The 22,738-nt window shown below is 37.8% G+C and carries 28 protein-coding genes and 1 riboswitch; of the genes, 21 read left to right on the top strand and 7 right to left on the bottom strand.

Features of this window, described 5'->3' with window-relative positions; genetic code table 11:
* Positions 1-82: 82 nt before the first annotated feature.
* Positions 83-865, top strand: a complete 783-nt coding sequence (gene rpsB, locus FJR77_RS01410; protein ID WP_000268463.1) for a 30S ribosomal protein S2 — start codon at positions 83-85, stop codon at positions 863-865.
* A 79-nt stretch (positions 866-944) separates the two neighbouring features.
* The gene (tsf, locus tag FJR77_RS01405) at positions 945-1,985 is read left to right on the top strand and encodes a translation elongation factor Ts (protein WP_060954961.1); all 1,041 of its coding nucleotides are present in this window, start codon (positions 945-947) and stop codon (positions 1,983-1,985) included.
* A 226-nt stretch (positions 1,986-2,211) separates the two neighbouring features.
* Here the strand turns inward: tsf and cysK are convergent, their stop codons facing one another.
* A complete protein-coding gene (gene cysK, locus FJR77_RS01395; protein ID WP_140833945.1) occupies positions 2,212-3,138 on the bottom strand; it encodes a cysteine synthase A in 927 nt (308 codons plus the stop codon).
* A 284-nt stretch (positions 3,139-3,422) separates the two neighbouring features.
* On the bottom strand, positions 3,423-4,058 hold the full coding sequence (locus FJR77_RS01390; protein ID WP_033680905.1) for a YigZ family protein: 636 nt from the start codon (positions 4,056-4,058) through the stop codon (positions 3,423-3,425).
* 55 nt (positions 4,059-4,113) lie between these two features.
* Between FJR77_RS01390 and FJR77_RS01385 the strand changes: the two genes are divergently transcribed.
* From FJR77_RS01385 to FJR77_RS01330, 12 genes are all read left to right on the top strand, one after another.
* Positions 4,114-5,412, top strand: a complete 1,299-nt coding sequence (locus FJR77_RS01385) for a DEAD/DEAH box helicase (protein WP_140833946.1) — start codon at positions 4,114-4,116, stop codon at positions 5,410-5,412.
* A complete protein-coding gene (locus tag FJR77_RS01380; RefSeq protein ID WP_049540323.1) occupies positions 5,409-6,071 on the top strand; it encodes a ComF family protein in 663 nt (220 codons plus the stop codon). The genes FJR77_RS01385 and FJR77_RS01380 overlap by 4 nt, the downstream gene beginning before the upstream one ends.
* 79 nt (positions 6,072-6,150) lie before the next feature.
* The gene (gene hpf, locus FJR77_RS01375) at positions 6,151-6,699 is read left to right on the top strand and encodes a ribosome hibernation-promoting factor, HPF/YfiA family (RefSeq protein WP_000599101.1); all 549 of its coding nucleotides are present in this window, start codon (positions 6,151-6,153) and stop codon (positions 6,697-6,699) included.
* Between the two features lie 135 nt (positions 6,700-6,834).
* Complete coding sequence (locus FJR77_RS01370; protein WP_140833947.1) at positions 6,835-8,808, top strand: DHH family phosphoesterase; 1,974 nt, start codon at positions 6,835-6,837, stop codon at positions 8,806-8,808.
* Positions 8,805-9,257 carry a 50S ribosomal protein L9 gene (rplI, locus tag FJR77_RS01365; protein WP_000864216.1) on the top strand — a complete coding sequence of 151 codons (453 nt, stop codon included), beginning with the start codon at positions 8,805-8,807 and terminating at the stop codon, positions 9,255-9,257. The genes FJR77_RS01370 and rplI overlap by 4 nt, the downstream gene beginning before the upstream one ends.
* Positions 9,258-9,300: 43 nt before the next feature.
* Positions 9,301-10,659, top strand: a complete 1,359-nt coding sequence (dnaB, locus tag FJR77_RS01360; RefSeq protein ID WP_125451719.1) for a replicative DNA helicase — start codon at positions 9,301-9,303, stop codon at positions 10,657-10,659.
* Positions 10,656-10,922 (top strand): Veg family protein, encoded by a 267-nt coding sequence (locus FJR77_RS01355; RefSeq protein ID WP_000128619.1) that lies wholly within the window; start codon positions 10,656-10,658, stop codon positions 10,920-10,922. Before dnaB ends, FJR77_RS01355 begins: the two co-directional genes overlap by 4 nt.
* An 88-nt stretch (positions 10,923-11,010) precedes the next feature.
* Positions 11,011-12,126 carry a choline binding-anchored murein hydrolase CbpD gene (gene cbpD, locus FJR77_RS01350; protein ID WP_049535495.1) on the top strand — a complete coding sequence of 372 codons (1,116 nt, stop codon included), beginning with the start codon at positions 11,011-11,013 and terminating at the stop codon, positions 12,124-12,126.
* Positions 12,127-12,203: 77 nt separating this feature from the next.
* Positions 12,204-12,306: riboswitch (TPP riboswitch) on the top strand.
* Positions 12,307-12,374: 68 nt separating this feature from the next.
* Positions 12,375-12,665 carry a thiamine-binding protein gene (locus tag FJR77_RS01345; RefSeq protein ID WP_140833948.1) on the top strand — a complete coding sequence of 97 codons (291 nt, stop codon included), beginning with the start codon at positions 12,375-12,377 and terminating at the stop codon, positions 12,663-12,665.
* Positions 12,628-13,386, top strand: coding sequence for an ABC transporter permease (locus tag FJR77_RS01340; protein ID WP_181146614.1), 759 nt, complete (start codon positions 12,628-12,630; stop codon positions 13,384-13,386). Before FJR77_RS01345 ends, FJR77_RS01340 begins: the two co-directional genes overlap by 38 nt.
* Positions 13,387-13,425: 39 nt before the next feature.
* Positions 13,426-14,433, top strand: coding sequence for an ABC transporter substrate-binding protein (locus FJR77_RS01335; RefSeq protein ID WP_140833951.1), 1,008 nt, complete (start codon positions 13,426-13,428; stop codon positions 14,431-14,433).
* Entirely contained in the window at positions 14,433-15,161 is a 729-nt protein-coding gene (locus tag FJR77_RS01330) for an ABC transporter ATP-binding protein (protein WP_140833952.1), read from the top strand. Before FJR77_RS01335 ends, FJR77_RS01330 begins: the two co-directional genes overlap by 1 nt.
* A 156-nt stretch (positions 15,162-15,317) precedes the next feature.
* Here FJR77_RS01330 and FJR77_RS01325 read toward each other — a convergent pair whose 3' ends face one another.
* The 5 genes from FJR77_RS01325 to FJR77_RS01305 form a co-directional block, all read right to left on the bottom strand.
* On the bottom strand, positions 15,318-16,484 hold the full coding sequence (locus FJR77_RS01325) for a tyrosine-type recombinase/integrase (protein ID WP_140833954.1): 1,167 nt from the start codon (positions 16,482-16,484) through the stop codon (positions 15,318-15,320).
* 180 nt (positions 16,485-16,664) lie between these two features.
* A complete protein-coding gene (locus tag FJR77_RS01320; protein ID WP_140833956.1) occupies positions 16,665-17,639 on the bottom strand; it encodes an Abi family protein in 975 nt (324 codons plus the stop codon).
* 361 nt (positions 17,640-18,000) lie between these two features.
* Complete coding sequence (locus FJR77_RS01315; protein ID WP_140833958.1) at positions 18,001-18,540, bottom strand: hypothetical protein; 540 nt, start codon at positions 18,538-18,540, stop codon at positions 18,001-18,003.
* 46 nt (positions 18,541-18,586) lie between these two features.
* Positions 18,587-18,856 carry a DUF4177 domain-containing protein gene (locus FJR77_RS01310; RefSeq protein WP_140833960.1) on the bottom strand — a complete coding sequence of 90 codons (270 nt, stop codon included), beginning with the start codon at positions 18,854-18,856 and terminating at the stop codon, positions 18,587-18,589.
* 5 nt (positions 18,857-18,861) lie between these two features.
* Positions 18,862-19,407, bottom strand: a complete 546-nt coding sequence (locus FJR77_RS01305; RefSeq protein WP_140833962.1) for a helix-turn-helix domain-containing protein — start codon at positions 19,405-19,407, stop codon at positions 18,862-18,864.
* Between the two features lie 90 nt (positions 19,408-19,497).
* On the opposite strand from FJR77_RS01305, the gene FJR77_RS01300 reads away from it, so the two are divergent.
* From FJR77_RS01300 to FJR77_RS01265, 7 genes are all read left to right on the top strand, one after another.
* Entirely contained in the window at positions 19,498-19,767 is a 270-nt protein-coding gene (locus FJR77_RS01300; protein ID WP_000884271.1) for a hypothetical protein, read from the top strand.
* Positions 19,768-20,005: 238 nt separating this feature from the next.
* On the top strand, positions 20,006-20,611 hold the full coding sequence (locus FJR77_RS01295) for a Rha family transcriptional regulator (RefSeq protein ID WP_140833964.1): 606 nt from the start codon (positions 20,006-20,008) through the stop codon (positions 20,609-20,611).
* An 11-nt stretch (positions 20,612-20,622) separates the two neighbouring features.
* A complete protein-coding gene (locus FJR77_RS01290; RefSeq protein ID WP_140833965.1) occupies positions 20,623-20,883 on the top strand; it encodes a hypothetical protein in 261 nt (86 codons plus the stop codon).
* 315 nt (positions 20,884-21,198) lie between these two features.
* Positions 21,199-21,408 carry a hypothetical protein gene (locus tag FJR77_RS01280; RefSeq protein ID WP_049509650.1) on the top strand — a complete coding sequence of 70 codons (210 nt, stop codon included), beginning with the start codon at positions 21,199-21,201 and terminating at the stop codon, positions 21,406-21,408.
* Positions 21,401-21,610, top strand: coding sequence for a hypothetical protein (locus tag FJR77_RS01275; protein WP_140833967.1), 210 nt, complete (start codon positions 21,401-21,403; stop codon positions 21,608-21,610). The genes FJR77_RS01280 and FJR77_RS01275 overlap by 8 nt, the downstream gene beginning before the upstream one ends.
* A gap of 1 nt (position 21,611) precedes the next feature.
* The gene (locus FJR77_RS01270) at positions 21,612-21,884 is read left to right on the top strand and encodes a hypothetical protein (RefSeq protein WP_049490554.1); all 273 of its coding nucleotides are present in this window, start codon (positions 21,612-21,614) and stop codon (positions 21,882-21,884) included.
* Positions 21,871-22,731: a conserved phage C-terminal domain-containing protein gene (locus FJR77_RS01265; protein ID WP_140833969.1), complete on the top strand. Its 861-nt coding sequence runs from the start codon at positions 21,871-21,873 to the stop codon at positions 22,729-22,731. Before FJR77_RS01270 ends, FJR77_RS01265 begins: the two co-directional genes overlap by 14 nt.
* The last annotated feature ends 7 nt before the right edge of the window (positions 22,732-22,738 follow it).

Genomic DNA, 22,738 nt, shown 5'->3' with positions numbered 1-22,738 from the left:
GATGAATTGTGAAACAGTTGCCCTTGGGTCGTTTTGCGAGTTGAAGTCAAGAAGAGGAAAAAAACAAAAAGGAGAAATACTCATGGCAGTAATTTCAATGAAACAACTTCTTGAGGCTGGTGTACACTTTGGTCACCAAACTCGTCGCTGGAACCCTAAGATGGCTAAGTACATCTTTACTGAGCGTAACGGAATCCACGTTATCGACTTGCAACAAACTGTAAAATACGCTGACCAAGCATACGACTTCATGCGTGATGCAGCAGCTAACGATGCAGTTGTATTGTTCGTTGGTACTAAGAAACAAGCAGCTGATGCGGTTGCTGAAGAAGCAGTACGTTCAGGTCAATACTTCATCAACCACCGTTGGTTGGGTGGAACTCTTACAAACTGGGGAACAATCCAAAAACGTATCGCTCGTTTGAAAGAAATCAAACGTATGGAAGAAGATGGAACTTTCGAAGTTCTTCCTAAGAAAGAAGTTGCACTTCTTAACAAACAACGTGCACGTCTTGAAAAATTCTTGGGAGGTATCGAAGATATGCCTCGTATCCCAGATGTAATGTACGTAGTTGACCCACATAAAGAGCAAATCGCTGTTAAAGAAGCTAAAAAATTGGGTATCCCAGTTGTAGCGATGGTTGATACAAACACTGATCCAGATGATATCGATGTAATCATCCCAGCTAACGATGACGCTATCCGCGCAGTTAAGTTGATTACAGCTAAATTGGCAGACGCTATCATTGAAGGTCGCCAAGGTGAAGATGCTGTTGCAGCAGTTGAAGCAGAATTTGCATCTTCAGAAGCTCAAGCGGACTCAATCGAAGAAATCGTTGAAGTTGTAGAAGGCGACAACGCTTAATTCATAATAAATAGTAATTACCTAGGAGGGCGGGGCTTAGCCCGGCTCTCCTATTTTTAAAAAATATAGGAGAATCAAAATGGCAGAAATTACAGCTAAACTTGTTAAAGAGTTGCGTGAAAAATCTGGTGCTGGTGTTATGGACGCTAAAAAAGCATTGGTTGAAGTGGAAGGCGATATCGAAAAAGCGATTGAATTGCTTCGCGAAAAAGGTATGGCAAAAGCAGCTAAGAAAGCTGACCGTGTTGCTGCAGAAGGTTTGACTGGTGTTTATGTTGACGGTAACGTTGCAGCAGTTGTTGAAGTAAATGCTGAAACTGACTTCGTTGCGAAAAACGCTCAATTTGTTGAGTTGGTAAATGCTACAGCTAAAGTAATCGCTGAAGGAAAACCAGCTAACAACGAAGAAGCTCTTGCTTTGACAATGCCTTCAGGTGAAACTCTTGAAGCAGCTTATGTGTCTGCAACAGCGACTATCGGAGAAAAAATCTCATTCCGTCGCTTTGCTTTGATTGAAAAAACAGATGCACAACACTTCGGAGCATACCAACACAACGGTGGACGTATCGGTGTTATCTCTGTAATCGAGGGTGGAGACGAAGCACTTGCTAAACAAATTTCAATGCACATCGCTGCTATGAAACCAACAGTTCTTTCATACAAAGAATTGGATGAGCAATTTGTTAAAGATGAGTTGGCACAATTGAACCACGTTATCGACCAAGATAATGAAAGCCGTGCTATGGTTGGTAAACCAGCTCTTCCACACTTGGCATACGGATCTAAAGCTCAATTGACTGATGAAGTAATCGCTCAAGCTGAAGAAGCTATCAAAGCTGAATTGGCTGCAGAAGGTAAACCAGAAAAAATCTGGGATAAAATCATCCCAGGTAAAATGGATCGCTTCATGCTTGACAACACTAAAGTTGACCAAGCTTACACACTTCTTGCACAAGTTTACATCATGGATGACAGCAAGACAGTTGAAGCTTACCTTGAATCAGTTAACGCTTCAGTAGTTGAGTTCGCTCGCTTTGAAGTTGGTGAAGGTATCGAAAAAGCTGCAAACGACTTTGAAGCAGAAGTTGCAGCTACAATGGCAGCAGCCTTGAATAACTAATTATAGAAAGGAAGTAAATTTGCTTCCTTTTTATTATGCAGTAGATTCTTATAGGGAGAGTTTTCTATTTTCAAGGTATAATACTCTTCGAAAATCTCTTCAAACCACGTCAACGTCGCCTTGTCGTACTCAAGTACAGCCTGCGGCTGGTTTCCTAGTTTGCTCTTTGATTTTTATTGAGTATAAATAAAAAGCCCTATAATAAGGGCTAAATGTATTTAGGAGACTACACTTCAAATTCATAGAGTGCTGTGGAGAGATAACGTTCACCGTTATCTGGTGCTAGAGCAAGGACCTTCTTACCTGTACCTAATTTTTTAGCAACTTCAATTGCTCCGTAGATAGCTGCAGCTGAAGAAATACCAACAAGGAATCCTTCTTTTCCGCCAATCTCACGGCCAAGTGCCAGAGCATTGTCTGACGTTACACGAACGATACCATCATAGGCATTTGTATCAAGTGTATCAGGAATAAATCCAGCTGAGATACCTTGAATTTTGTGAGGACCAGGTTTTTCACCAGATAGAATAGCAGATTCATCTGCTTCTACTGCATAAACTTGAATACCTGGATTTGCTGATTTGAGTGCATGAGAAACACCAGAAATCGTTCCACCGGTACCAACTCCAGCAACAAAGGCATCTAATCCATCTTTATCGAAAGCAGCTAGTATCTCAGCTCCTGTTGTTCTTTCGTGTACTTCTGGATTTGCTGGATTGTCGAATTGAAGAGGAAGGAAACCATCACGTTCAGCAGCGATTTCTTGAGCCTTGGCAATAGCACCCTTCATTCCTTCGCTACCAGGCGTAAGGACGAGTTCAGCGCCATAGGCTTGGATAATCTTACGGCGTTCTACACTCATAGTTTCAGGCATAACGATGACAACTTTATACCCTTTAGCAGCACCTACCCATGAAAGTCCAATACCAGTGTTTCCACTCGTTGCTTCAACAATAGTAGAACCAGGTTTCAGAATACCATCTTGTTCAGCTTTTTCAATCATGCTAAGGGCAATACGGTCTTTTACCGATGAACCAGGGTTAAATGCTTCAAGCTTGACATAGACGTCCGCAGCACCTTCTGGCACAATGTTGTTGAGTTTAACAATCGGTGTTTGTCCGATTAGTTCAGTAATGTTGTTATAAATAGACATAAGAATACCTCTTTGTATAAGATATTTCTAGTATAACGCTATTTATACCATTTGTAAAATATAGAAATCCTATCGAAGTGATAGGATTTTTTTATATCATAGGTCCAATCTACTAATTTTTAAGTGATTGTGACAAGCTAATTATAGTAAATAGGTGTAAAGGAGAATACTATCCGTTTTCTTTTTGAATTGCTTCATTTTCTAGTAGGTCTTGATAAGCACCTTTTTATGTTGCTAATTAAAGTAGCGGTGAGAATATCAATGAAACACTACTTTTCCATTGTTTACACTAAGTTTACAGGAACTTCAACTTCGCGTAAACCTTGATCAGTTAAAGTAACTTTTCCATTAAAAAACTCTACCAGTGCAGCTTTAATGTTTTCTTTTTCTTCTTTATCAACATAAATCATCGTATCGACTTGATCTGTAAAATTTGTATCCAGCTCCATGAGAGTATGTTCTTTAAGGAAGTTATTATATTCTTGGTACTGAGTGTAAGACATTTGAATAGCAATGCCAACCTGTTCCTTTATTTCAATGATGCCAATTTCTTTGACAGCTAAGGCAACACTGCCTGCGTAAGCACGAATCAATCCTCCAGCGCCTAGCTTAATACCACCGAAGTAGCGTGTCACTACCACACAGATATTGGTGAGATTGTGATTTTCTAGTACCCCAAGCATGGGAACGCCGGCAGTACCACTGGGCTCACCATCATCACTTGTACGTTTGATTTCACTACGTTCCCCAATAATGAAGGCAGAGCAGTTATGCGTAGCTTTGTAGTGTTCTTTTTTGATGGCAGTAATGAAGTCACGAGCCTCTTCTTCGCTATAAACACGCTTAGCATGACAGATAAAGCGAGATTTTTTGATTTCTTCTTGGACTTGTCCGTCCTCTTTAATTGTTCTAAATTCCATGATTTAATTGTACTAAAAAATCATCTAAAGCGCTAGTTTTTACGAATAAAGAAGTATGAAAGTAAATTCAAATTATCTCGGTCGTTTGTTTACTGAGAATGAATTGTCAGAAGAGGAACGTCAGTTGGCGGAGAAGCTTCCCGCAATGAGAAAGGAGAAGGGGAAACTTTTCTGTCAACGTTGTAATAGTATTATTCTAGAGAAATGGTATTTGCCCATCGGTGCTTACTATTGTCGGGAATGCTTGCTGATGAAGCGAGTTCGGAGTGATCAAGTTTTGTACTATTTTCCGCAGGAGGATTTTCCTAAACAGGATGTTCTTAAATGGCGTGGTCAATTAACTCCTTTTCAAGAGAAGGTGTCAGAGGGACTGATTCAAGCAGTAGACAAGCAAGAGCCAACTTTAGTTCATGCGGTGACAGGAGCTGGAAAGACAGAAATGATTTATCAAGTAGTGGCTAAAGTGATCAATGCGGGTGGTGCAGTATGTTTGGCTAGTCCTCGCATAGATGTTTGTTTGGAGCTGTACAAGCGCCTTCAAAATGATTTTTCTTGTGAGGTAGCCCTCCTACATGGAGAATCGGAACCTTATTTTCGAACACCATTAGTTGTTGCGACGACTCATCAGTTATTGAAATTTTATCAAGCTTTTGATTTACTGATAGTGGATGAAGTAGATGCCTTTCCTTATGTTGATAATCCCATGCTTTACCACGCTGTCAAGAATAGTGTAAAGGAGAATGGGCTGAGAATCTTTTTAACAGCAACTTCTACCGATGAGTTAGATAGGAAGGTTCGCATCGGAGAATTAAAACGATTGAGTTTGCCAAGACGATTTCATGGAAATCCTTTGATTATTCCTAAACCTGTTTGGTTATCCGATTTTAATCACTGTTTAGAGAAAAGTCGGTTGTCACCAAAGCTAAAGTCCTATATTGAGAAGCAGAGAAAGACAGCTTATCCGTTACTCATTTTTGCTTCAGAAATTAAGAAAGGGGAGCAGTTAAAAGAAATTTTACAAGAGCAATTTCCAAATGAGAAAATTGGCTTTGTATCTTCTGTAACAGAAGATCGATTAGATCAGGTACAAGCTTTTCGAGATGGAGAACTGACAATACTTATCAGTACGACAATCTTGGAGCGTGGAGTTACCTTCCCTTGTGTGGATGTTTTCGTAGTAGAGGCCAATCATCGCCTTTTTACCAAGTCTAGTTTGATTCAGATTGGTGGACGAGTTGGACGAAGCATGGATAGACCAACAGGAGATTTGCTTTTCTTCCATGATGGATTAAATGCTTCAATCAAGAAGGCAATTAAGGAAATTCAGCAGATGAACAAGGAGGCGGGGCTATGAAGTGCTTGTTGTGTGGGCAGACTATGAAGGCTATTTTAACTTTTAGTAGTCTCTTACTTCTGAGGAATGATGACTCCTATCTTTGTTCAGACTGTGATTCTACTTTTGAGAGAATTGGAGAAGAGCACTGTCCCAACTGTATGAAAACAGGATTGTCAACAAAGTGTCAAGATTGTCAATTTTGGTGTAAAGAAGGGGTTGAGGTCTCTCATAGAGCGATTTTCACTTACAATCAAGCTATGAAGGATTTTTTTAGTCGATATAAATTTGATGGAGACTTCCTTTTAAGAAAAGTTTTTTCTTCATTTTTAAGCGAGGAGTTGAAAAAGTACAAAGAGTACCAATTTGTAGTCATTCCATTAAGTAAGGAGAGATATGCTGATAGAGGATTTAATCAGGTTGAGGGCTTGGTAGAGGCAGCAGAATTCAAGTATTTGGATTTATTAGAGAAAAGAGAAGAGCGAGCTAGTTCTTCTAAGAGTCGTTCAGAACGCTTGGCAACAGGACTTCCTTTCTTTGTTAAAAGTGGAGTCACTATTCCTAAAAAAATCTTGATTATAGATGATATTTATACTACTGGAACAACTATAAATCGTGTGAAGAAACTGCTGGAAGATGCTGGTGCTGAGGATGTAAAAACATTTTCCCTTGTAAGATGAGGAAAAAATTTGCAAAAATAAAATGAAAGCGTTATAATGAAATCAGAAAAACAAAAATGTTTAGAAAGAAGGTACTCATATGATTAAGTATAGTATCCGTGGTGAAAACCTAGAAGTAACAGAAGCAATTCGTGATTATGTAGTTTCTAAACTCGAAAAGATCGAAAAGTATTTTCAAGCTGAACAAGAGTTGGATGCTCGAGTTAACTTGAAGGTGTATCGTGAAAAAACTGCTAAAGTGGAAGTAACGATTCCGCTTGGCTCTATAACTCTTCGTGCAGAAGATGTTTCCCAAGATATGTATGGTTCAATTGACCTTGTAACTGATAAAATTGAACGTCAGATTCGTAAAAATAAAACAAAAATCGAGCGTAAAAATAAAAATAAGGTAGCAACTAGTCAATTATTTACAGATGCATTGGTGGAAGATTCAAATGTTGTCCAATCTAGAGTTGTTCGTTCAAAACAAATTGATTTAAAACCAATGGATTTGGAAGAAGCTATTTTACAGATGGATTTGTTGGGACATGATTTCTTTATCTATGTGGATGTTGAAGATCAGACAACTAATGTGATTTATCGTCGTGAAGATGGAGAAATTGGTCTGTTAGAAGTTAAAGAATCTTAATTTCAATATGTGTAAAGGTAGGTTTACTGATTTGTAAACCTCCTTTTTCTTACAATGGATGGAATTACTGATTACACTTTTAAAAAGTCGCTTTTTGGTGGTTATTATGGTATAATGGGTGCCAAGAGGTTTGGAATGAAAAAATTTTATGTAAGTCCTATTTTCCCTTTAATATTAGGAATAGTGGCGTTCGGAGTGCTATCTGTGCAACTTGTTTTTGTAACGAATACACTGGTAACGCTATTTCTTTTGCTACTTATTTTGGGTTCATATATTTTATTATTCATTCATCAAAGAGAGTACTACTCAAGGAGTGAAGTAGAACAAATTCAGTATGTAAACCACCAAGCTGAAGAAAGTTTGACGACCTTGTTAGAACAGATGCCTGTCGGAGTCATTAAATTAGACTTGTCTTCAGGTGACATTGAATGGTTTAATCCTTATGCTGAATTGATCTTGACTAATGAAGTGGGCGAGATTGATGTGGCATTAATTCAAACAATTATAAAGGCTTCTGTGGGGAATCCCGGTTCTTATGCTACCTTGGGTGAGACCCGCTATTCGGTTCATATGGATAAGGTATCTGGGGTTCTTTATTTCTTTGATGTGTCTGGAGAATACGAAGCAACTGTTGAGTTAGTAACGAGTCGACCTGTGATTGGGATCGTTTCTATTGACAACTACGATGACTTAGAAGATAAAACATCAGAGTCTGATATCAGTCATATTAACAGTTTTGTAGCCAATTTTGTTTCAGAATTTGCTGGGAAAGATTCTATGTTCTCCCGTCGAGTAAGTATGGACCGTTTTTATCTATTTACTGACTATACTGTACTTGAGGGATTGATGAATGATAAATTTTCTGTTATTGATGCTTTCAGAGAAGAGTCGAAACAGAGACAGTTGCCTTTGACCTTAAGTATGGGATTTTCTTATGGTGATGGAAATCATGATGAGATAGGGAAAGTTGCTTTGCTCAACTTGAACTTGGCTGAGGTGCGTGGTGGCGACCAGGTGGTTGTCAAGGAAAACAACGAAACGAAAAATCCAGTTTATTTTGGTGGTGGGTCTGCTGCTTCAATCAAACGTACACGGACTCGTACGCGAGCTATGATGACGGCTATTTCAGATAAGATTCGGAGTGTGGATCAAGTTTTTGTAGTTGGTCACAAAAATCTAGATATGGATGCTTTGGGTTCTGCTGTAGGTATGCAGTTATTTGCTAGTAATGTGATTGAAAATAGTTATGCTCTTTATGACGAAGAACAAATGTCTCCGGATATTGAACGAGCTGTTACATTCTTAGAAAAAGAAGGAGTTACGAAGTTGTTGTCTGTTAAGGATGCAATGGAGATGGTGACCAATCGTTCTTTGTTGATTCTTGTAGACCATTCAAAGACAGCCTTAACATTATCAAAAGAATTTTATGATTTGTTTACTCAAACTATTGTTATTGACCACCACAGACGGGATCAGGATTTCCCAGACAATGCAGTTATCACTTATATCGAAAGTGGTGCAAGTAGTGCCAGTGAGTTGGTAACGGAATTGATTCAGTTCCAGAATTCTAAGAAAAATCGTTTGAGTCGTATGCAAGCAAGCGTCTTGATGGCTGGTATGATGCTGGATACTAAAAATTTCACCTCACGAGTGACTAGTCGGACATTTGATGTTGCTAGCTATCTCAGAACGCGCGGAAGTGATAGTATTGCTATCCAAGAAATCGCTGCGACAGATTTTGAAGAATATCGTGAGGTCAATGAACTGATTTTACAGGGGCGTAAATTAGGTTCCGATGTATTGCTAGCAGAGGCTACGGACTCGAAATGCTATGGTACAGTTGTTATTAGTAAGGCAGCAGATGCCATGTTAGCTATGTCAGGTATTGAAGCGAGTTTTGTTCTTGCGAAAAATACACAAGGATTTATCTCTATCTCAGCTCGAAGTCGTAGTAAACTGAATGTACAACGGATTATGGAAGAGTTAGGCGGTGGAGGCCACTTTAATTTGGCAGCAGCTCAAATTAAAGATTTAACCTTGTCAGAAGTAGGTGAAAAACTGACAGAAATTGTATTAAATGAAATAAAGGAAAAGGAGAAAGAAGAATGAAGGTAATCTTTTTAGCAGATGTTAAAGGAAAAGGTAAAAAAGGCGAAATTAAGGAAGTACCAACAGGGTATGCGCAAAACTTTCTTATCAAAAAGAATCTAGCCAAAGAAGCGACTGCCCAAGCTGTAGGTGAACTTCGTGGTAAACAAAAATCTGAAGAAAAAGCTCACGCTGAGATGATTGCAGAAGCAAAAGCAATTAAAGCCCAACTTGAAGCTGAAGAAACTGTTGTAGAATTTGTTGAAAAAGTTGGTCCAGATGGTCGTACCTTTGGCTCTATTACCAATAAGAAAATTGCAGAAGAATTGCAAAAGCAATTTGGAATTAAGATTGATAAACGTTATATTCAAGTACAAGCTCCGATTCGAGCGGTTGGTTTGATTGATGTGCCAGTGAAAATCTATCAAGATATCACAAGTGTAATCAATCTTCGTGTGAAAGAAGGATAAGTTTACACCTTCTTGACAAGATTGTAAAAGGAAGGGAAATCTGATGGCAGAAGTAGAAGAGTTACGAGTACAACCTCAAGATATCTTAGCTGAACAATCCGTTTTAGGGGCTATCTTTATTGATGAGAGTAAGCTTGTTTTTGTGCGAGAATATATTGAGTCTCGAGACTTTTTTAAGTATGCCCATCGTTTGATTTTCCAAGCTATGGTCGATTTATCCGATCGTGGCGATGCCATAGATGCAACAACGGTTCGTACCATTCTTGATAATCAAGGCGATTTGCAGAATATTGGTGGCTTGTCTTACCTGGTTGAGATTGTCAATTCTGTGCCAACTTCTGCTAATGCGGAGTATTATGCTAAAATCGTTGCAGAAAAGGCTATGTTACGGCGATTAATCGCCAAGTTGACAGAGTCTGTCAATCAAGCTTACGAGGCTTCACAACCAGCTGATGAAATCATTGCTCAGGCAGAAAAAGGACTGATTGATGTCAGTGAAAATGCTAATCGAAGTGGATTTAAGAACATTCGAGATGTGTTGAATGTCAACTTTGGAAATCTGGAGGTTCGCTCTCAACAAACGACTGATATTACAGGTATTGCGACAGGCTATCGTGATTTAGATCATATGACGACTGGTCTTCATGAGGAGGAGTTGATTATCTTAGCAGCTCGTCCGGCGGTTGGTAAGACAGCCTTTGCCTTGAATATTGCTCAGAATATTGGGACTAAGTTGGACAAGACGGTAGCTATTTTCTCACTGGAAATGGGTGCGGAAAGTCTAGTGGATCGTATGTTGGCGGCAGAAGGTTTGGTGGAATCCCATTCTATCCGTACAGGGCAATTGACTGATGAGGAGTGGCAAAAATATACCATTGCTCAGGGTAATCTAGCTAATGCAAGTATCTATATTGATGATACGCCAGGGATTCGGATTACGGAAATTCGTTCTCGCTCACGTAAACTTGCTCAAGAAACGGGCAATCTTGGTTTGATTTTGATAGATTACTTGCAATTGATTACAGGTACAGGCCGAGAAAATCGTCAACAAGAAGTTTCAGAAATTTCACGTCAGTTGAAAATCCTAGCAAAAGAACTGAAAGTTCCAGTGATCGCTCTAAGTCAGCTTTCTCGTGGTGTAGAACAACGTCAGGATAAGAGACCAGTCTTGTCTGATATTCGTGAATCTGGGTCTATTGAGCAGGACGCTGATATCGTAGCCTTTCTTTATCGCGACGACTACTATGAGCGTGGTGGTGAAGAAGAGGAAGGCATACCAAACAATAAGGTAGAAGTTATTATCGAGAAAAACCGTAGTGGAGCTCGTGGAACAGTGGAATTAATTTTCCAAAAAGAATACAATAAATTTTCAAGTATTTCAAAAAGGGAGGAAATAAGATGACAGATGCATTTACAGATGTAGCTAAGATGAAAAAAATTAAAGAGGAAATCAAGGCGCATGAGGGTCATGTAATTGAAATGACTTTGGAAAATGGGCGTAAGCGCCAAAAAAATAGATTGGGTAAGTTAATTGAAGTTTATCCATCCCTATTTATTGTGGAATTTGGAAATGTTGAAGGAGATAAACAAGCTAATGTTTACGTTGAATCCTTTACTTACTCAGATATCCTTACGGAAAAGAATTTGATTCATTATCTTGATTAAAGTGAGAAATTTTCTCACTTTTTCTTTTTTCTCCGAATAATTTAAGTGAAGGTAATCTTCAATTTATATTATTTTTCAAGGAGGAAGAATGAAAGTTTTACCATTCAAAGTAACAGAGACAGGATTTTCTTTTAGAAAATCAGCTAAAAAGGTTGTTCCTTTTTTAGTAGTAGGATTGATGCTAGCAGCGAGTGATAGTGTATATGCCTATTCTGGAGGAAATGGATCGATTGCGCGTGGGGATGATTATCCTGCTTATTATAAAAATGGGAGTCAGGAGATTGATAAGTGGCGCATGTACTCTCGTCAGTGTACTTCATTTGCAGCCTTTCGCTTGAGTAGTGTCAACGGTTTTGAGATTACAGGAGCTTATGGAAATGCGAATGAATGGGGTTATCGTGCTCGTCGTGAAGGATATCGTGTAGATAATACACCAGCTATTGGATCTATTGCTTGGTCTACTGCAGGAGGATATGGTCATGTTGCCTGGGTTTCAAATGTAATGGGGGATAATATAGAAATTGAGGAATACAACTATGGTTATACAGGATCCTATAATAAACGAACTATAAAAGCGAATACGATGACAGGATTTATTCATTTTAAAGATTTGGAGGGAGGTAATGTAGTAAGTAGTAGCAAAGTATTCAATAGTCAACCTTCGTCTTCGACAGGAGGAACTCATTATTTTAAGAATAAGGCAGCTATTAAAAATCAACCTTTAGCTAGTGCAGCCTCACTTGCCTATTATTCTCCAGGTGAGAGTGTTCATTATGATCAGGTACTTGAAAAAGATGGGTACAAGTGGTTGAGTTATATATCTTATAGTGGAAGTCGTCGCTATATCCAGTTAGAGGAGGTTTCTTCATCGCAGAATCAACCAGAAGATAGTTCCAACGATGTTCTGACTGTCGGTTGGAAGAAAATAAATGGTAGTTGGTATCATTTCAAATCAAATGGGTCTAAATCAACAGGCTGGTTGAAGGATGGTTCTAGCTGGTATTATTTGAAATCATCTGGTGAAATGCAGACAGGATGGTTAAAGGAAAATGGGGTGTGGTATTATCTAGATAGTTCAGGGGCAATGAAAACAGGATGGTATCAAGTCTCTGGTAAGTGGTATTATTCTTACTCTTCAGGGGCCTTAGCTGTTAATACAACAGTGGATGGCTACAGAGTAAATAGTGATGGTGTGAGAGTATAGAAAAAGTAGGAAATTTTTCCTACTTTTTCTGTAAGCAGTTTCCTTGACATTTTTTTTATTTTGCGCTATCATATGTCCATATAATATATGGGAGTCTGTGTACAGTCTGAGAGGAAGTGTTAAACTTCGACCGCACCTGATCTGGGTAATGCCAGCGTAGGGAACGATACTTAGTCTATTCTTGACCTTTTCCATATATGGTAAAGGTTTTTCTTTTTGTCAAAGGAAAACGAGAAGAGGAGGTTTTTATGAAAGCAAGCATCGCCTTGCAAGTTTTACCCCTAGCACAGGGGATTGATCGGATTTACGTAATCGATCAGGTCATTGCCTATCTGCAAGGTCAAGAAGTGACCATGGTGGTGACACCATTTGAAACGGTCTTGGAAGGGGAATTTGATGAGCTTATGCGCATTCTCAAAGAAGCGCTAGAAGTGGCAGGGCAGGAGGCAGATAATGTCTTTGCCAATGTCAAAATAAACGTAGGAGAGATTTTAAGTATTGATGAGAAACTTGAAAAGTATACTGAGACGACACATTAGTCTATTGGGTTTTCTAGGAGTCTTGTCAATCTGGCAGTTAGCAGGTTTGCTTAAACTTCTCCCCAAGTTTATTCTACCGACACCTCTTGAAATTTTCCTGTCATTTGTTCGTGACAGAGAATTTCTCTGGCACCATAGCTGGGCCACCTTGAGAGTGGCTTTATTGGGGTTGGTTCTAGGAGTCTTGATTGCCTGTCTCATGGCTGTACTCATGGACAGTTTGACTTGGCTCAATGATTTGATTTACCCCATGATGGTGGTCGTTCAGACCATTCCGACCATTGCCATAGCTCCTATCTTGGTCTTGTGGCTAGGTTATGGGATTTTGCCCAAGATTGTCTTGATTATCTTGACGACAACCTTTCCTATTATCGTCAGCATTTTGGACGGTTTTAGGCATTGTGACAAGGATATGCTGACCTTGTTTAGTCTGATGCGGGCCAAGCCTTGGCAAATCCTGTGGCATTTTAAAATTCCAGTCAGCCTGCCTTACTTTTATGCAGGTCTGAGGGTCAGTGTCTCCTACGCCTTTATCACAACAGTGGTATCTGAGTGGTTGGGAGGCTTTGAAGGACTAGGTGTCTACATGATTCAGTCCAAGAAACTGTTTCAGTATGATACCATGTTTGCTATTATTATTCTGGTATCGATTATCAGCCTTCTTGGTATGAAATTGGTCGATATTAGTGAAAAATATGTTATTAAATGGAAACGTTCATAAGAAGAAGGATGTTTCTGAAAAAGAAAAGAGGAAATCAAAATGAAGAAAACATGGAAAGTGTTTTTAACGCTAGTAACAGCTCTTGTAGCTGTTGTGCTTGTAGCCTGTGGTCAAGGAACTGCTTCTAAGAACAACAAAGAGGCAGAACTCAAGAAGATTGACTTTATCCTAGACTGGACACCAAATACCAACCACACAGGGCTTTATGTGGCTAAGGAAAAAGGTTATTTCAAAGAAGCTGGAGTGGATGTTGATTTGAAATTGCCGCCAGAAGAAAGTTCTTCTGACTTGGTTATTAACGGTAAGGCACCATTTGCAGTGTATTTCCAAGACTACATGGCTAAGAAGTTAGAAAAAGGGGCAGGAATCACTGCCGTTGCAGCTATTGTTGAGCACAATACATCAGGAATCATCTCTCGTAAATCTGACAATGTAAGTAGTCCAAAGGACTTGGTTGGTAAGAAATACGGAACTTGGAATGACCCAACTGAACTTGCTATGTTGAAAACCTTGGTAGAATCTCAAGGTGGAGACTTTGAGAAGGTTGAAAAAGTACCAAATAACGACTCAAACTCAATCACACCGATTGCCAATGGAGTATTTGATACTGCATGGATCTACTACGGATGGGATGGTATCCTTGCAAAATCTCAAGGTGTAGAGGCTAACTTCATGTATTTGAAAGACTACGTCAAGGAATTTGATTACTACTCACCAGTTATCATCGCAAACAACGACTATTTGAAAGACAACAAAGAAGAAGCTCGCAAAGTCATCCAAGCTATCAAAAAAGGTTACCAATATGCTATGGAGCATCCAGAGGAAGCGGCAGATATCCTCATCAAGAATGCACCTGAGCTCAAAGAAAAACGTGATTTTGTCATCGAATCTCAAAAATACTTGTCAAAAGAATACGCAAGCGACAAGGAAAAATGGGGTCAATTTGATGCAACTCGCTGGAATGCCTTCTACAAATGGGATAAAGAAAATGGTATCCTTAAAGAAGATTTGACAGACAAAGGCTTCACTAATGAATTTGTGAAATAATGACAGAAATTAGACTAGAACACGTCAGTTATGCCTATGGTCAGGAGAGGATTTTAGAAGACATCAACCTGCAGGTGACTTCAGGTGAAGTGGTTTCTATCCTAGGCCCAAGTGGTGTAGGAAAGACCACCCTCTTTAATCTAATCGCTGGGATTTTAGAAGTTCAGTCAGGGAGAATTGTCCTTGATGGTGAAGAAAATCCCCAGGGGCGCGTGAGTTATATGTTGCAAAAGGATCTACTCTTGGAGCACAAGACGGTGCTTGGTAATATCATCCTGCCCCTCTTGATTCAAAAAGTGGATAAGGCGGAAGCCATTGCCCGTGCGGATGAAATTCTTGCTACCTTCCAGTTAACGGCGGTACGGGACAAGTATCCTCATGAACTTAGTGGGGGGATGCGCCAGCGTGTAGCCTTACTCCGGACCTACCTTTTTGGGCACAAGCTCTTTCTCTTAGATGAGGCATTTAGCGCCTTGGATGAGATGACCAAGATGGAACTCCACGCTTGGTACCTTGAAATTCACAAGCAGTTGCAGCTAACAACCTTGATTATTACTCACAGTATCGAGGAGGCTCTCAATCTCAGTGACCGCATCTATATCTTGAAAAATCGCCCTGGGCAGATTGTTTCAGAAATTAAACTAGACTGGTCTGAAGATGAGGACAAAGAAGTTCAAAAGATTGCCTACAAACGTCAAATCTTGGTAGAATTAGGCTTAGATAAGTAGAAAAATAGGGAGTTGGTGAAGATTATCCTTTACCAGCGCCCTTTTTCTTTTAAAAATGAGAAAATTTCGGTATAATAGTCAATTATACCGAAATCATTCTATAATCGTTGATACATAAGGGTTTTATGTATCGCTTTTTTAATTTTGTGGACTTTTTTAAGAACTTTTTATTTTTTCGAGGGCAGTTTCAAAGAATGAGACTGCTCTTTTTTGGTTCTCTTTTGATAAATGGCTGTAAGTGTCCATAGTTACAGATATTTTTGCATGGCCAAGCCGTGTCTGTATTTCCTTGTATGGTAGTCCGGCATTAAGCAAGATACTAGCGTGAGTATGTCGGAAAGCGTGAAAGCCTAAATCAGTACAGTTAGCGTTTTTTAAGTGCTTATGTAGGCGATAATCAACCTTTCGAGTATTGACATAGTTGTCAAAGCTATCAGAGAATACTTTCTCATAGGTTAAGCCAATGTTTCTACCGTTTTCTGCTTGTCTTGCTCGGTAGAGACGAAGCATGAGTACTGTTTTATGATCGATATCTAGAACTCTATAGCTTGATTTTGTCTTAGGAGTGTTTACCTGGTTTAAAATGTTGAGTGTTTTGTTAATATCGATTGTTCCGTTCTGCAGGTCAATATCAGACCATTCTAGGGCCAGACATTCACGGATGCGCAGTCCAGTAGCTAGGAGCGTTTTATAAAGCACAGTATCATAGAAATTGACAAAGGTATTCTCCAGGTTATCGAGATAGGAGAGGAAGTTTTTAAGTTCCTGATCTTGAAAGTATTTAATTTCTTGTTTATCTCTTGTTATCTTTCTAGGAATGACAACGTCACGAGCAGGGTTATTGTTTAATGTCTGGATAGAAACTCCATACTGTAGTATACGTTTATTTAAGGCATGAAGGTGATTGTATTCTTTATATCCCGTTCCGTCCTGATTGTACTCATCCGCCCATTTATTTACCTGAGTTTGGATAATGACAGGTGTAAGTTTATCTAGTTTGTAAGTACCAAATGAGGGCAAGAGGTAATTATTTAAGCAACCTTTTATCTTTATCTGCGTATTAGTCTTTATGGTATGCTGGTAGGTTTGCCAGAATAAGTCCACAAGTTCGCTATAGGTTGTTATATGTGAGCGTTGTTTCCGTGTAGAGCCGTTTTTCTCAAATTCTACCTTGGCCTGAATGGCCTTATTTCTGAGTTCTTTTTTTGTTCGTGCTGATATGGTAGTCTTGACCTTCTTACCAGTTACAGAATCAATGCCAAGATAGATACTAGAGCGGTAGACTGCTGATCCGTCTTTTTTCGTGTGTTGTGTAATTTTCATGGTTTTAACTCCTTTTTCCATCAGCAGGCAAGCAATTAGAAAAGGTTTTGAGTTTATACCATGCGAGGAGCTACGAGAATGCCCCTATTTTCGATTTTAAGCAGTCAGACGGTAAATTGTAGCAGAATAGGAAACAAGGCGGATATGGGGTTTGAAAAGGCCCATATATTGCAAGTAGTTCTATCTTAATGTGTCGGTGATATTATACCAATTATTCGGAAATCCAAGTGTATCCAATACAATGCCGGCTTCAATGGAGTGCGCTTTTTTATTTAGAGCTTTGGTTCTTTTTATAATAGTGTTATGTAATTGAGCGTATTGTGTGGACGCAAGTAGGCATTGCAAGGCAAGAAAAACATAATATACAGATTGTCTTGACGTATTAGCATTATTATTGTAATAGTGAAAATAAGCTAGTTGTGGAAGATTCTCCCGACATTTATAATTGAAAAGTTTATTATTATGAGCAGTGATATTTCTAATTTCTAGTATATTTTTAATAATACTTTCTAAAGCCTTTCCGCTTAAAAGGTCTTTACTAGGTCTATTTTGGATGTATTCAATATTTTCTTGTAAGAATGGTGATAAATCTCTAGCTATTTGATTTTTTATATCAGTGTTTAGATTTCTATAAAAGTTAAATGCTTGCCCTAGTGTAAGTTCATTGATGATAACCCAGAAAGGAACAACGCCATGTTGTTTATAGTGGTGTTTTATAGAATTGTTTTGTTTATCCCTGTTATACTCATTGAGTATTCTAGCTAATATACTGATTAAATTTGTAATTTGTGCGAGCCTTTTTGCATCTTTTTGTGTTTCAAAATTATTAATATCTAGATAAGAGTATGGCTTTGGATATGATTCTGAAAAACGATATGCCAGTACGGATTTAAAGTGTTTTTCTGCATCTATAATTGCTTTTAAAAAAGCTGATTTAATTTCTTTATCGTAAAAGTGTGTTGCAGCTATTTCTCTAAAGTCTGCACCAGCTATAAATTTATCTTTTGATGTTTGAAAAAACTTACTATATCCGTTGACGACGTTGTAATAGTTGTTAGTTAGAAGGTATCTTTTGCATTCTTCTATGTTATCTATTTCTAAACCTCTAGATTGGAGAAGTTTTATTTGTTCATCTAATGTTTGAAATGGTTTCATATATATTCCTTGTATACAAAAACACCACCTAGTAGCACTAGGCGGTGTTTCGCGTACTCTGTTCCCTTGGGAGCAGAAACTCTTCTCATTGCCTAATAATACTGTAATTTTTAGTTTTTGTCAATATTTTTAGTTTGTTTTTTAAAAATTTTTGAGTATCGAAAAAACTCAACGCTGGGAACATTGCTTTTATTGCATTGTCAGACAAGTTAGCGGTAGCAGGCTTGTCTTTTTCTATTTGTCAATTTTGCCGTTTTTTGCACTTTAGTCTGTAAAATCGGCTTTCTATTCTTCAATTTCCCCTGTTTTTGCACAATAGACCTTAGAAATAGGGGTTCTATTGGCGAATATGGGGGATTTTTTATTGTACGATGATTTCTCCAACAGGGATAAAATCTTTTTGTTTTGAAGATTTTGCGATTAAGTCGTATTGATCAGCGGATTTTTCATATCCAAGGGAAAGAGTAGTATTGTCGTCTGGTAATTTTTTAGCAAACTCAGATATAGACATCCGAAATACGGTAATTGCATTTTGCTGATTAGTTGTAGCAGAATTTGAATTGATTGCGTCCATAGTCTCTTTTGCGCTATCTTTAGCCGTTCCAGTTAGCAAAATCATGATTGTATCATGCGGTTCGGATGAATCTGAATCGATTACGTTATTTTGAATTTTAACGCTTATTGCTCCAGTTGATTCAGGATCTAATTTTGATTTGATTTCAGAAATTAGATTGTCGTATTTACTGTTATCTACTTTGGTTTTAACGTTTGTTGAAGTAGTGTTTTTTTGCTCCGTTTTTGGTTGCTCCGAGCTATCTTTAGTAGTTGATTGATTGTTAGAGCAAGCCACTAGGACAGTAGCAGAAAGTAAAACAGCTGATGTGCTTAGTAATTTTTTCATAAGTAGTCTCCTATATGCTGATGTTTTTCTGATAAAAGATGGGGGATTATAGAATTTTCTCAAATACCATTGTGGCTTGAATACGGTCTCCACCGCCTAGTCCTTTGCTTCCACCATTGGCGGTTGTGATGGTATGCAGGCGATAACCTTTAGAAGCTTGTTTATTGATAACATCTTCTAATTCTGTAAGGTTTCCTGATCCAGTGCCGAAAAACTTTTCTTTCAAAGTTACCTGAAGGACAACGTAGTGTAGTCCATTTACTCCAGAAGCGGTAGAAAAACTACCTTTTTGTTTTACAGTATCAAAAAATCCCATGGGGGTTACTCCTTTTCGTCGTCTCTATCAGATAGTTTTTGAACTAAATCAAAAGCTATTTTTTTATCATAGTCATTTAAAGAAATATAGTTGATTAAAATATCTGCAAAATTTGTATTGTTCTCTTTATCAGCATTTATTAGTTCTTCAATTGTAAACATATACGATTGGCTATGATTAAGCAATCCTTTTCCAAAATTGTTATACTTTACAGGATTATTTATATGTTCTTCAACGTTTTTGTATGCTGAACTAAGTTCATTTATTTTTTCAATATCTATATCATTAAGTAATTTTTTAAATTCGTTACTTTGGATTATTTTTAAAATATTTTGTTCATCTTCGTGCCCTAATAAGTAAGCGACACTTACTCCGAAGTGATCAGCTAAAGCTGACCATATATTTTCATCTCTAGGTTTTCTAATTTCATTTTCGTAGTACATTAGTTGACTATCGGATACTGTTATATCGTATTCTTCTTTCAAAATGTTTTTGAGTTTATTTAAAGATATTTTTTCTTTCTCCCTCAGTTCTTTAAGTTTAATTTTCATGTGATACCACCTAATTCAAGTACTTTTTGAATTGATTATATCATAGTAAAAAAATATTATCTACAAAAAATTCTCAAAAAAAGAACAAAAATGCTTGACATTCTCAAAATAAGATTATATAATCAATTTGTTCTTGAAATGAGAATAAAAAAAGGGAAAGGAGAAAGAAAAATGCTTATCACACAAGAACAGGCGAAAGCATTAAGAAGGAAAAAAGCTGATTTGCAACTAAAAAATTATGAACTAGCTCTAGAAATTGGTGTAGCGTCTAGAACAGTTCCTAAAATTTTGAAGGGAGATTATAAAGCGCCCAAAAGAATATATGCTAGTGTTATGGAATGGCTTGCCAAAGACTATTAGAAAGGAGCGAACTAATCGCAATACTACTCTACATTTACAGATTTCTCATGTGGTGCTTTACCACTGGGGATTGATAAACAGATCTAGCTAAATATTCGCTAGTGTAATTTGCTTGCTACCTATAGCAGTATCAAGGGTTTGTAGGGGTTCATATTCTCCGATTTTACCCTACCTTAATGCTTTACCTTGGTACTGTTTTAGGTGGCAAGCACTGACAAAAGAAGAAAGGAGTGAACCAATGGAACTGGTTTACATGGACGGCAAGAAAGAGCCGTATACTACGAGCGAGATTATCGCTGAATGTGCTGAAGTACAGCACCATACTATTACACGCTTAGTCAGAGACAATAAAGCTGATTTTGAAGCGTTGGGAATACTTGGATTTAAAATCCATAAATTAGATAAGAGAGGGCAACCGAAAAAAATCTATCTTCTGAATGAGCAACAGGCAACCTTGCTGATCACTTATCTAAAGAATACCGAACCAGTACGGCAATTCAAAATGAACCTAGTCAAAGCATTCTTTGAAATGCGTGATGAACTTTCTAAACGCTATCTTCAAAGGGAACTGGAAAAGCCAAAGCGCAAGACCTTAACCGAAGCTATTCAAACATGGGAGAAAGCCCCCAAGCATGCCTATAGTACCCTTACAAACTTACTGCTAAAGGGAGCGACAGGGAAGAATAAAGCGCAACTCATGAAGGAGCGAGAAAGTAAGAACGGCATTGATGGCTTGACAAGTGCAGAACTGACAAACTATCAACGTTTGGAAGATATGGCAATAGCTATGATTAATTTGAATAGGGGATATTCAGAAATTAAGGAATTAATTTTTAAAGTATAGGAGTATAGAAAATGGAAAATGATTTTAAGACAGTTACAAATGCCAAGGGATTAGAAATTCCTAAGTATCCCAAGGATTTTAAAAAGCTAGTTGAGAAAGACAGACAACTAGCCGAATATCTTTGTATGAACTACGAGAACTTGGACAGTGAAGACCTGGGCGCATTTCTTGAAACGGTGGAGCAGGGATTCAGCTGGATTCTGGATCTTATCGAAAGTAAAGACTTGCTTTATAAACCAAAGTCAGGTAGTAATCATGCAAAAAGAAAATAAAAAAATCACTTGCTCAAATTTTGACCGAGGAGAGCAAGCGACAAGATTAAGGATATAGAAATTTTTTCTATGCTCCGATTATAGCAGAAAACAGCTATTTTATCAAATACAAACGAAAAACCGAAGAGCAGGCAAGCAATTAGAAAAGGTTTTGAAATCAAGCGCTGACAGGGTGATTCTAAGGCCTTGTTTAGCTGAAAGATGGGTAATTACTCATGAAACACCGCTACAAGCGTTCGCCAACTTGGGGCAATCGCCCAGCGTTTGGAGTGGGTGGAAACCTGTATAAGAAAAGGCAAAAGAAAAGGAAATAATATGACAGTAAATACAAATGATGTTCTAGTAGATTATGAGGGGCTTTGTTGTCAGTTAACTGATACTCTACTAGTCTTAGAAATGGCTAGTATGGAAGACAGTAAACAATCATCAGCTTTACTAAATACAGTAATCCAAGCTATGAACCAACTCATTTCAGAACATACTCAACAGGCTAATGACTATAGAAAGGGGATAAAACATGAATGAGTTAGATTTAACCAACATACAGGCGGTTATCTTTATTGTGGTAGCTATTGGTTTACTAATCTATCTAAACCACCTAGACCGCCAAAAAAGCGCCCGAATTGAGCGAGAAAGTACACAGATAACAGAAACATATAGCGAAGATTTAAACCCTGATTATGGGCGATATATTCAGCTTGCAGCGGTTAAGCCATGGGGGTACTAAGATGTTTGAAAAAATGATTGAAGATTTAAAGTCTAAGATTTTGGAAGCAGTGGAACGGTATTTAAAAAGCCATGAGAAAGTACCTCAAAAAAGATTAGATTTGATCAGCAAGGTGGAACTAAAGGAAGAACTGGGCATAGGAGATAAAACCTTGATAAAATGGGAAGGTGCGGGACTACCACAGTATATACCGCCTATTGAAGATACTAGAAAAGCGTATTATAAAATCTCAGACGTTTTAAAGTTTTTGGGGGTAGATGATGGCAAAGACTAAAATATATTTTTGGTTAAAAGTTGACAAGAAGTTTTTTGATAATCTTTTTATTAAACGACTTAAAAATATGCCTGGTGGCTACACTATGACAGTTATTTATATCCGTCTTATGTTGGAAAGTTTAGAAGATGATTGTATTTTGTACTATGAAGGATATTTTGATAGCTTGGTACAGGAATTAGCTTTAAAACTTGATGTTTCTGAAGATGATATAAATATGACAGTTGCATATTTTACAAAATGTGGACTGATTCAGATAGACGATGATGGCCATGCTACATTATCACAAGCAAAAGCCATGGTTGAGAGTGAAACAAATTGGGCAAAATACAAGCGAGACCAAAGAAAAAATAGTCAAAATTTACCAAAATTGGAGAATGTCCAAAATAAAAAGACTATTTCCAACTCATGTCCAACAGAGATAGAGAAAGAGAATAGAGTTAATAGTAAGAGTAATAATTTATATTTAGATAATATATTGTCGGGAAATCCCGACTTCACTTTTCCTACTTGGCTTGAAGAAACAGCTATAAAAGATTTAGAGAAAACAAAACATAAAGAACTTTGGGTTCCTATTGCTTATCTGAATCAAGTAGCTAACAAGAGATATAAATTTGTTGACAAGACTAAAAGGCTTTTACTAGCACGATTCAAAGAAGGCTATACACTTGAAGATTTTAAACAGGTGATAGATATTAAAACGGCAGAATGGAAGGATAGTCCTGAATTTTCTAAATATCTGAGACCTGAAACACTTTTCGGATCTAAGTTTGACGGTTATTTGAATCAAAAGCCTAAAACAATAAGAGGGAAATCTGAAGATAACTTCCCAGATCTACCATTTTAGGAGTTGC

Origin of the sequence: Streptococcus shenyangsis (assembly GCF_006385785.1) — a bacterium.
GTDB classification, from domain to species: Bacteria; Bacillota; Bacilli; order Lactobacillales; family Streptococcaceae; genus Streptococcus; species Streptococcus shenyangsis.
The sequence above is the reverse complement of the archived record's forward strand: the minus strand, read 5'-3'. Positions and strand labels throughout refer to the sequence as shown.

Coding starts and splice junctions, on each gene's coding strand:
- rpsB (WP_000268463.1), top strand. CDS start 83: ATGGCAGTAATTTCAATGAAACAACTTCTTGAGGCTGGTGTACACTTT.
- tsf (WP_060954961.1), top strand. CDS start 945: ATGGCAGAAATTACAGCTAAACTTGTTAAAGAGTTGCGTGAAAAATCT.
- cysK (WP_140833945.1), bottom strand. CDS start 3,138: ATGTCTATTTATAACAACATTACTGAACTAATCGGACAAACACCGATT.
- FJR77_RS01390 (WP_033680905.1), bottom strand. CDS start 4,058: ATGGAATTTAGAACAATTAAAGAGGACGGACAAGTCCAAGAAGAAATC.
- FJR77_RS01385 (WP_140833946.1), top strand. CDS start 4,114: ATGAAAGTAAATTCAAATTATCTCGGTCGTTTGTTTACTGAGAATGAA.
- FJR77_RS01380 (WP_049540323.1), top strand. CDS start 5,409: ATGAAGTGCTTGTTGTGTGGGCAGACTATGAAGGCTATTTTAACTTTT.
- hpf (WP_000599101.1), top strand. CDS start 6,151: ATGATTAAGTATAGTATCCGTGGTGAAAACCTAGAAGTAACAGAAGCA.
- FJR77_RS01370 (WP_140833947.1), top strand. CDS start 6,835: ATGAAAAAATTTTATGTAAGTCCTATTTTCCCTTTAATATTAGGAATA.
- rplI (WP_000864216.1), top strand. CDS start 8,805: ATGAAGGTAATCTTTTTAGCAGATGTTAAAGGAAAAGGTAAAAAAGGC.
- dnaB (WP_125451719.1), top strand. CDS start 9,301: ATGGCAGAAGTAGAAGAGTTACGAGTACAACCTCAAGATATCTTAGCT.
- FJR77_RS01355 (WP_000128619.1), top strand. CDS start 10,656: ATGACAGATGCATTTACAGATGTAGCTAAGATGAAAAAAATTAAAGAG.
- cbpD (WP_049535495.1), top strand. CDS start 11,011: ATGAAAGTTTTACCATTCAAAGTAACAGAGACAGGATTTTCTTTTAGA.
- FJR77_RS01345 (WP_140833948.1), top strand. CDS start 12,375: ATGAAAGCAAGCATCGCCTTGCAAGTTTTACCCCTAGCACAGGGGATT.
- FJR77_RS01340 (WP_181146614.1), top strand. CDS start 12,628: ATGAGAAACTTGAAAAGTATACTGAGACGACACATTAGTCTATTGGGT.
- FJR77_RS01335 (WP_140833951.1), top strand. CDS start 13,426: ATGAAGAAAACATGGAAAGTGTTTTTAACGCTAGTAACAGCTCTTGTA.
- FJR77_RS01330 (WP_140833952.1), top strand. CDS start 14,433: ATGACAGAAATTAGACTAGAACACGTCAGTTATGCCTATGGTCAGGAG.
- FJR77_RS01325 (WP_140833954.1), bottom strand. CDS start 16,484: ATGAAAATTACACAACACACGAAAAAAGACGGATCAGCAGTCTACCGC.
- FJR77_RS01320 (WP_140833956.1), bottom strand. CDS start 17,639: ATGAAACCATTTCAAACATTAGATGAACAAATAAAACTTCTCCAATCT.
- FJR77_RS01315 (WP_140833958.1), bottom strand. CDS start 18,540: ATGAAAAAATTACTAAGCACATCAGCTGTTTTACTTTCTGCTACTGTC.
- FJR77_RS01310 (WP_140833960.1), bottom strand. CDS start 18,856: ATGGGATTTTTTGATACTGTAAAACAAAAAGGTAGTTTTTCTACCGCT.
- FJR77_RS01305 (WP_140833962.1), bottom strand. CDS start 19,407: ATGAAAATTAAACTTAAAGAACTGAGGGAGAAAGAAAAAATATCTTTA.
- FJR77_RS01300 (WP_000884271.1), top strand. CDS start 19,498: ATGCTTGACATTCTCAAAATAAGATTATATAATCAATTTGTTCTTGAA.
- FJR77_RS01295 (WP_140833964.1), top strand. CDS start 20,006: ATGGAACTGGTTTACATGGACGGCAAGAAAGAGCCGTATACTACGAGC.
- FJR77_RS01290 (WP_140833965.1), top strand. CDS start 20,623: ATGGAAAATGATTTTAAGACAGTTACAAATGCCAAGGGATTAGAAATT.
- FJR77_RS01280 (WP_049509650.1), top strand. CDS start 21,199: ATGACAGTAAATACAAATGATGTTCTAGTAGATTATGAGGGGCTTTGT.
- FJR77_RS01275 (WP_140833967.1), top strand. CDS start 21,401: ATGAATGAGTTAGATTTAACCAACATACAGGCGGTTATCTTTATTGTG.
- FJR77_RS01270 (WP_049490554.1), top strand. CDS start 21,612: ATGTTTGAAAAAATGATTGAAGATTTAAAGTCTAAGATTTTGGAAGCA.
- FJR77_RS01265 (WP_140833969.1), top strand. CDS start 21,871: ATGGCAAAGACTAAAATATATTTTTGGTTAAAAGTTGACAAGAAGTTT.